2 protein-coding genes and 1 pseudogene are annotated in these 3152 nt (G+C 48.5%); 2 read left to right on the plus strand and 1 reads right to left on the minus strand.

The window, feature by feature from the left end; translation table 11 throughout:
• Positions 1-255 precede the first annotated feature (255 nt).
• Positions 256-766 (minus strand): annotated as a pseudogene (locus HBN61_RS22150) (transposase); the annotation flags it as partial.
• Between the two features lie 236 nt (positions 767-1002).
• Between HBN61_RS22150 and HBN61_RS22155 the strand changes: the two are divergent.
• Positions 1003-2400, plus strand: coding sequence for a phosphatidylinositol-specific phospholipase C domain-containing protein (locus HBN61_RS22155; protein ID WP_170047913.1), 1398 nt, complete (start codon positions 1003-1005; stop codon positions 2398-2400).
• A 564-nt stretch (positions 2401-2964) separates the two neighbouring features.
• On the plus strand, positions 2965-3152 hold a 188-nt coding region (locus tag HBN61_RS22160), incomplete at its 3' end, for a transposase (RefSeq protein ID WP_524539063.1).

Genomic DNA, 3152 nt, shown 5'->3' on the forward strand with positions numbered 1-3152 from the left:
AACACGGAGAACCGGTCGAAAAAGCTCTCCGTACATGATTTTTCGGTCACTTTTCGTCCAATGACGCTGTAGGTGCCTGGAAAATTGCAACTTGCCGCGGCTGCACGACAAGTTGATCGGAGCATCCCTAAGTAAGCTGCGCCCAACTTGCCGCATGTGTGCCGCAAGTTGAAAAAAACACGGCGATCAGCACTAACTAGCGCGAAACGCCCTGCGTGCAACGATTGATTGGGCTTGTCAGCCCATTTCTGCGTGTTACACGCGTACATTGCCCATACCCGTCAGCTTTTTTCGAGCCATCCACAGGTTTGACAGCGCAAACAGCGTGGTCAGTTGGGCGGTGCCTTTCATCAGTCCGCGAAAGCGTACTTTCACACAACCGAACTGACGTTCAATCACCCGAAATGGATGTTCAACCTTAGCCCGCGTCTGGGCGTAGAGGTACTCGATTTTGCGCTTGGCCTTGTAAAGCACGCGGCGTTTACTCAGCCTGGGATAGGCGCTGCGCCGCGCGACGACCTGCCAAACCACTTCGTGATTCTCATGCTCTTTACGTATCTCAACACCGGTGTAGCCCGCATCGGCATAGACCGTGTTTTCCTCGCCGTGAAGTAGTGCGGCAACCTGGGTGACATCGCTTAAACCAGCCCAGAGTCATCGGCGGCACCGAGATGGGCCTTCACTCCAAAGAAATACTGGTTAATTTTTTGGTTTGATGGATCTCCGGATCGCGTTTACCGCCCTCGTGTTTGGTCGAGCTGGGCGAGGAACCGTTCGCGGCGAGTTTGCTTACTTTTCCTGGCGTATTCGAAGTCGGACAAGCTCATCTGGCTCATGAAGGGCTCAGGTCAGGTGATCAGACGGTCATTCAGCACGTATTGGCGACGGTTCGGAGTTTCCCTGACAAGAGCTGACCAGCACGTGTACCTATCAAAACTGACAGTAGGATCATTGTGTGTTCCGTTGTAGCTTTTTGTGGCGATCAAAAAAGAGTAACGCGTCATGAATTTATTATCGAATTTGAAGACTGAGTACTCGCCATCGACTTGGATGACAGACCTAAGCTACTTTCTTGCGCCCCTAAAGTTACACCTTCTATCGCTGCCTTCTACCCATAACTCCGGCATGGATAAAAAAGCGGTCAGCGGCATAGAAGAGGGCTGGACAGCTTGCCAAAATGACACTTTTTTATTCCAGCTTTTACAAGGAGCCCGGGTACTCGATGTACGTCTAAAGCACGGCATTGAGGGCATTTTTTTTAGCCATAATGGAGCGCTATCAAAACGTTCCCTAAGTGGGCTTATTAATGACTGCAATGATTTTTTCAGGCAAGACTACGCGACTAGAAAAAATGAAATTGTCATTCTGAATTTCCACGACCTCGACAGCTTCACAGAGCGCGACTATCTCGAAGTATTTCTACAGCTAATCAATGGCTTTACAGGTACAAACGGCACGGTAAAAATTTTGCCACGCGCCGCGCGTGATTTAACACTTGCTGAAATACAGTCCAACTATCCTGGTTGTAACATTATTATCTCGGCGTATCAATTCGGCGTTCACCCTGAGTGCTGGAATAATATTCCTCACTATAAGATAGGGAAAGAAGCACCTTCAATGAATGAACTCGACGCATTCATTGACAAGCACACCATCGAACTTTTCAAGTCTGACATGTGGTCGCTACAAGTTACCAACACCTCAGCAAACTACGGCCCCCTCAACTTATCAGGTTTTACCAATAACAAACTCCACCCCGATGAAAAAACACTCATTAATAGCAACATCGTCAACGTGGATTTTCTTGAAAAGACGCCCATCGTCTTTAACTGCATACAAGCGAATATCTACAAGGGCGAAAGAGCACGTGATACCATCCCCCCCTCCCCTCCCGAGTTTGACCATGCCTTCTATGTGAGGCCATGGATGACCTGTTTTTTCTTATTCATAAAATCCACTGATAATTACGCTGTCACTCACCACATCTACACTATCGATGACGGGCAAGAAGTAAAAATTGAAAATCAGCACACCAAACTTCAAACAATAGAACTCACCCTCATGCCGGACACCTGTTATAAATTAAAAGTCTACGGGGTCGACTTTGCAGGTAACTATTCTGCCCCGTTAACCCACACCCTTGGCACCTTCGACCCACTGACAGCGGAGGAAAAACCTGTAACACCCGGTATAACGGCGACCCAGCGATATGATAAGTTCGCGTGTGCAATATATTGGGGTCAGGGCCAAAGGGTCGACTGTTATGAAGTTCAAGTTTTTGAAGAGATGGGTATTGTCGACGGCGTACCTATCAGGAACCGATTCAAACAAAAATTGTTTCTCGCTGGGCAAATGAAACCTCTTTTGAAAATCTGCCAAGCTACGATGCCTACCAGCTAGCTGTACGGGCGATAAACAGTTATGAAATCTATGGCGACTACTCGATCAGGCGTGTAGAGGCCTATCGACCTATAACAACACCCCCTACTGCACCGTCCAATCTCAAATACACCTACAACCCCGTCACTCAAACAGTCCATATTTCGTACATTGAAGGCGAGGCAAAGAAGGGAATCGTATTTCATACATTATTGATCGCAACCAGTAGTGAACTACACCAGGAAATCATTTACGGAGACAATTTCAGCTTCCCACTGCCTTTATCACTGGATTTCACCCTGACACTGTACTGCACAGATCAGGATAACAATCAGTCTACTGCCGTTTATTTAACAGGCAACACAAAGGAAAATGGGGGCTATACACCTGAGCCCATTGGATATCAACAGGTTATCCGCGAATCACGCACTTCAGGCTCCACTACGTGGTTGGGCTCCAAGAATATAGTGAAATATAAAATCCATCTTTACGACACCCAAGATGTGGAGGACGAAACCGCTAGGGAATCTCCGAACAAGCCTTCAGTTATGCGAGAATCCCCGCAACACCTGATCCGAGCCGCCCATGAGCCAGATGAGCTTTTCCGACTTTGAGTACGCCGGCAAGCGCAAGCAAACCCGCCGAGAGCGCTTCCTCGCCGAAATGGATCAGGTGGTGCCCTGGGCAGGCCTGCTGGAGCTGATCGAACCGTTCTACCCCAAGGCCGGCGGCGGTAGAAAACCCTATCCTCTGGAAACCATGCTGCGCATCCA

The sequence above is a fragment of the Pseudomonas sp. WS 5071 genome (assembly GCF_012985765.1).
GTDB classification, from domain to species: Bacteria; Pseudomonadota; Gammaproteobacteria; order Pseudomonadales; family Pseudomonadaceae; genus Aquipseudomonas; species Aquipseudomonas lundensis_A.

Bases quoted from the DNA above. Each gene is read 5' to 3' on its own strand.
- HBN61_RS22155 (WP_170047913.1), top strand. From the start codon at position 1,003: ATGAATTTATTATCGAATTTGAAGACTGAGTACTCGCCATCGACTTGG.